General features: G+C 75.8%; 2 protein-coding genes. Both read left to right on the top strand.

The features are described 5' to 3' along the window. Positions 1-3501: type I polyketide synthase (locus IEZ31_RS55005; protein WP_190258163.1), on the top strand; the 3501-nt coding region annotated here is incomplete at its 5' end. A 55-nt stretch (positions 3502-3556) separates the two neighbouring features. Further along, positions 3557-5191 (top strand): type I polyketide synthase (locus tag IEZ31_RS55000; RefSeq protein WP_308429554.1); only part of this gene is annotated, 1635 nt, incomplete at its 3' end.

Genomic DNA, 5191 nt, shown 5'->3' with positions numbered 1-5191 from the left:
ACACCGGATGCGGTGGTCGGTCATTCGCAGGGTGAGATCGCGGCGGCTGTGGTTGCCGGTGCGCTCAGTCTTGAGGACGGGGCGAAGGTGGTCGCGGTCCGGGCGCGCGCTCTGCGGGAGCTGGCCGGCACCGGCGCGATGGCTTCCGTGGCGGCCTCGGCCGAGCGGGTGCAAGGGTGGCTGGCCGAGGGGATCAGCATCGCGGCGGTGAACGGCCCTGAGTCGGTGGTCGTGTCCGGCCCGCCGGAGGCCGTGCACGCCTGGGCGGCGACACTCGAGGTACCGACGCGGGTCCTGGACGTGGACTACGCGTCCCACGGCCCGATGGTCGAGGCGATCGAGGCCGCGCTGCGCGAGCAGCTCGCCGACGTCCGGCCCCGGGAGGCGCTGCTCGGCTGGTACTCGACGGTCTTCGAGCGGTGGATGGCCGGGACCGAGGCCGACGGCGGCTACTGGTACACGAACCTGCGGGAACAGGTGCGGTTCGCGCCGGTCGTCGAGGCGCTCGTCGCCGAGGGGTACACGGCGTTCGTCGAGGCGAGCGGGCACCCGGTCCTCGCCGTCGGGATCGTCGACGTGGTGCCGGCCGTCACCGGGACGCTGCGCCGCGACGAGCCCGAGCGCCGGCAGTTCCTCGCCGCGGCGGGGGCCCTGCACACGGCCGGGGTCACCGTCGACTGGCCGAAGCTCCTCGGCGGGGCCGGCCGTCCGGTCGACCTGCCGACCTACGCGTTCGAGCGCACCCGGTACTGGATCGACCGCTCCGGCCCCGAGCGCGGGCTGCTCGACGCGGCCGTCGCGCTCGCCGGCGGGCAGGGGTGCGTGCTGACCGGGCGGTTGTCGCTCACCGCGCAGCCGTGGCTGGCCGAGCACGTCGTCGGCGGTGTCGTCATGGTGCCCGGTGCGGCCCTGGTCGAGCTGGCCGTCCGCGCCGGCGACGAGGCCGGCTGCGGCACGATCCGCGAACTGACCCCGTACGAGCCGCTGCTCGTCCCGGAGCAGGGCACGGTGCAGCTGCAGGTCACCGTCGGCGGGGCCGGCGAGGACGGCGGCCGGCGGGTCGGCGTCTACTCGCGGCCCGACGGTTCCGACGGCGACTGGATCCGCCACGCCGAGGGCATCCTGGCCCCGGCCTCCGACGAGGCGCCGCCGTCGCCGGACGGCCCGGTGGCGGACGCGGTGGCCGTGTCCGTCGACGCCGCCTACGAGCTGCTGGCCGAGGCCGGGCTCGCCTACGGGCCGGCGTTCCGCGGGCTGCTGGAGGTGCGCCGCGCCGGCGACGACGTGTATGCCGAGGTCGCCCTGCCGCCCGAGGTGGCGGACCGGGCCACGACCTTCGGCATCCACCCGATCCTGCTTGACCTGACCGTCCAGGCGTGGCTCGCGGCCGGCGGCCTGGCCGACGGCGCGGCCCAGGTGCCCGTCGCGTGGTCCGGGGTCCGGCTCTGGTCCACCGGCGCGGACCGGCTCACCGTGCGCGTCCGGGCCCTGCCCGGCGGCGCCCTCGGTATCGTCGCGTCCGACGCCGACGGCCGGGCCGTCGTCACCGTCGGCGCGCTCACGCTCGGCCCCGCCCCGATCGATCAGGCCCGGCGGCAGGGCGAGCGGCAGCTGCGCGACGCGCGGTTCACGTTCGGCTGGGCACCGGTCCAGCCGGGGACGTCGGACGCGTCCGGGCCGTGGACGCTCGCCGGTGCGGACCCGTACGGGCTCGGCGGCCTCGTCAACGCGCTCGGCGGCGACGGCCCGGCGGTGACCGTGTGCTGCCCGGCACCCGGCGACGACACGACCGACCCGGCCGAACGGGCCCGGCAGGCGAGCGCCGCGGCGCTCGGCGCGATCCAGGACTGGCTTGCCGCCGACCGCGACGACGACGCCCGCATGGTCGTCGTCACCCGCAACGCTGTCGCGGCCGTGCCGGGCGACGGCGTCGCCGACGTCGGCGCGGCGGCGGTCTGGGGCCTCGTGCGGTGCGCGCAGGCCGAGCAGCCCGACGCGTTCATCCTCCTCGACCTCGACGACGGTCCGGTGCCGGTCGCCGCCCTGGCGCTCGCGGCGACCGGGGACGAGCCGCAGCTCGCCGTCCGCGAGGGGCAGATCCTGGGCGCGCGGCTCACCCGCGGTACCGATGCCGCAATGGACGAGGCGTCGTGGGACGAAGCGGGAACCGTGCTCGTGACCGGCGGCACCGGCGGCCTCGGACGGCACCTCGTCCGGCACCTCGCCACCCGCCACGGCGTCCGGCACCTGCTCCTGCTGTCGCGGTCCGGGCCGACGGCACCCGGCGCGGCCGAGCTCACCGAGGAGCTGGCCGGGCTCGGCGCCACGGCCGAGATCGTCGCGTGCGACGCCAGTGACCGGGCCGCCCTCGCCACCGTCCTGGCCGCCATCCCCGAGACCCGCCCGCTGCGCGGTATCGTCCACGCGGCCGGCGCCCTCGACGACGGCGTCCTGGAACTGCTCACCCCGGAACGTTTCGACACAACCCTGCGGCCCAAGGCCAACGCCGCCTGGCACCTGCACGTGCTGACCGCGGGCCTGCCGCTGACCGCGTTCGTGCTGTTCTCCAGCGCCGCCGGCGTCTTCGGCGCGATGGGGCAGGCGAACTACGCCGCCGCGAACGCGTTCCTGGACGCCCTCGCCGCCCACCGCCACGCGCTCGGCCTGCCGGCCAACTCGATGGCGTGGGGCATGTGGGCCGAGCGCACCGGCCTCACCAAGCACATGGCCGAGGTCGACCTCCAGCGCGTGCGCCGCTCGACGTCGACCGCACTGTCCACCGAGGACGGTCTCGCGCTCTTCGACGCCTCGCTGCTCGCCCCCGACCCGGTCGCCGTGCTCTTCCCGCTGCAGCTGGCCACGATCCGCGCCCAGACCGCCGCGACCGGCGCGCCTGCGTTCCTGCGGGCGCTGCTGCCCGGCGGCGCGCGGCGGGCCGCGGCGGCGAGCAGCACCGGCCGGACCGATCCCGCCGGCCGCACCGGCCTCGCCCAGCGGCTGCAGCCGCTGGCGCCGGCCGACCGCGACCGGCTGCTGATCGAGCTGGTCGGTGCCGAGGCGTCGGCGGTCCTCGGGCACAGCGGCGCCGGGGCCATCGCGCCCGGGCAGCCGTTCAAGGAGCTGGGCTTCGACTCCCTCACCGCCGTCGAGCTGCGCAACCGGCTCAACACGCTGACCGGGCTGCGGCTGCCGACGACGACCGTGTTCGACTACCCGAACCTCACCGAGCTCGCCGCCTACCTGCGCGGGCGGCTCGTGCGCAGCGACGAGACGGACGTCGCCGCGGTGCTGGGGGAGATCGAGAAGATGGCGGCGGTGCTCGGCACCGCCAAGCTCGCCGCCGTCGACCGCGTGCGGATCACCACGGGCCTGCAGGCCCTGTTCACCGGCTGGACCAGCGGCGAGACCGCCGCCGCGCCGGCCTTCGACGACATCGACATCGACTCGGCCACGGACGACGAACTGTTCAACCTGGCCGATGAGACGTTCGGGCGCAGTTGAGCGGCATGACCACATGACCACGGCCGGGTTTGGGGTGTGACGGGGAATGACCACCGTGTCCAACGAGGAGAAGCTGCGCGAGTACCTCAAGCGGACCATGGCCGAGGCGCGCCGCACGCAGCAGCTGCTGCAGGGCCTGGAGGACCGCGAGCGGGAGCCGATCGCGATCGTCGGCATGGCCTGCCGGTTCCCCGGCGGCGTCGGCTCGCCCGGCGAGCTGTGGGACCTGGTGGCGGCCGGGCGGGACGGGCTCGGCCCGTTCCCCGCCGACCGCGGCTGGGAGACCTCACCGCCGGGTGAGTTCGCGCCGGTCGGCGGGTTCGTCGACGACGCCGCCGGGTTCGACGCCGCGTTCTTCGGCATCAGCCCGCGCGAGGCCCTGGCGATGGACCCCCAGCAGCGGCTGTTGCTGGAGACGTCGTGGGAGGCGCTGGAGCACGCCGGGATCGACGCCGGGACGCTGCGCGGCAGCCTCGCCGGCGCGTTCATCGGCACCAACGGCCGCGACTACGCCAGCCAGCTGCGCGAATACCCGACCGACGCCGAGGGCTACCTCATGACCGGCAACGCGCTCAGCGTGCTGTCCGGGCGGCTGTCCTACGTTTACGGGCTCGTCGGGCCCGCGCTGTCCGTCGACACCGCCTGCTCCTCGTCGCTGGTCGCGCTGCACCTGGCCGCCCACGCGCTGCGGCACGGCGAATGCTCGCTCGCCCTCACCGGCGGCGTCACCGTGATGTCCACGCCCGCCCTCTTCGCCGAGTTCGCCCGGCAGGGCGGCCTGGCCGGCGACGGGCGCTGCAAGGCCTATGCGGGCGCCGCCGACGGTACCGGCTGGGCCGAGGGCATCGGCATGCTCGTCCTGGAACGCCTGTCGGACGCGCGGCGCAACGGCCACCGCGTCTGGGGCGTCATCCGCGGTTCGGCGGTCAACCAGGACGGCGCCTCGAACGGTCTCACCGCCCCGAACGGTCCGTCGCAGGAGCGGGTGATCCTCCAGGCGCTGGCCAACGCGGGCCTGTCGCCGTCCGAGGTGGACGTCGTCGAGGGCCACGGTACCGGCACCCGGCTCGGCGACCCGATCGAGGCGCACGCGCTCCTCGCGACCTACGGGCAGGACCGGCAGGAGCCGCTGTGGCTCGGGTCGGTCAAGTCGAACATCGGCCACACCCAGGCCGCGGCCGGGGTCGCCGGGGTCATCAAGATGGTCCTCGCCATGCAGCGCGACACGATGCCGCGCACGATCCACGTCGACGAGCCGTCCCCGCACGTCGACTGGGCCTCCGGCAACGTGGCGGTGCTGACCGCGTCGCGGCCGTGGCCGCGCACGGAGGGCCGCCCGCGCCGGGCCGGCGTGTCGTCGTTCGGGATCAGCGGGACCAACGCCCACGTGATCATCGAGGAGGGCGACCCGGTGCCGCCGTCCGAGGCGGCCGAGGTACCGACGGCCTGGCTCGTCTCGGCGAAGACCGAGCGGGCGTTGCACGCGCAGGCGGCCCGGCTGGCCGACTGGGCCGCCGGGACCCGGGACGGCATCAACGACACGGCTGTCGCCCTGGCGACGCAGCGGTCGCGGCTGCCGTACCGGGCGGCGGTGGCGGGCTCGACCCGCGAGGAGCTGGTCGCCGGCCTGCGGGACCTGGTGCGCACCGGCGAGGGCCCGTCCGGGCCGGTCGCGGTGCTGTTCTCCGGG

Source organism: Dactylosporangium sucinum, assembly GCF_014647515.1.
Lineage (GTDB): Bacteria > Actinomycetota > Actinomycetes > Mycobacteriales > Micromonosporaceae > Dactylosporangium > Dactylosporangium sucinum.
This window is presented reverse-complemented; position numbering and strand designations above follow the sequence as displayed.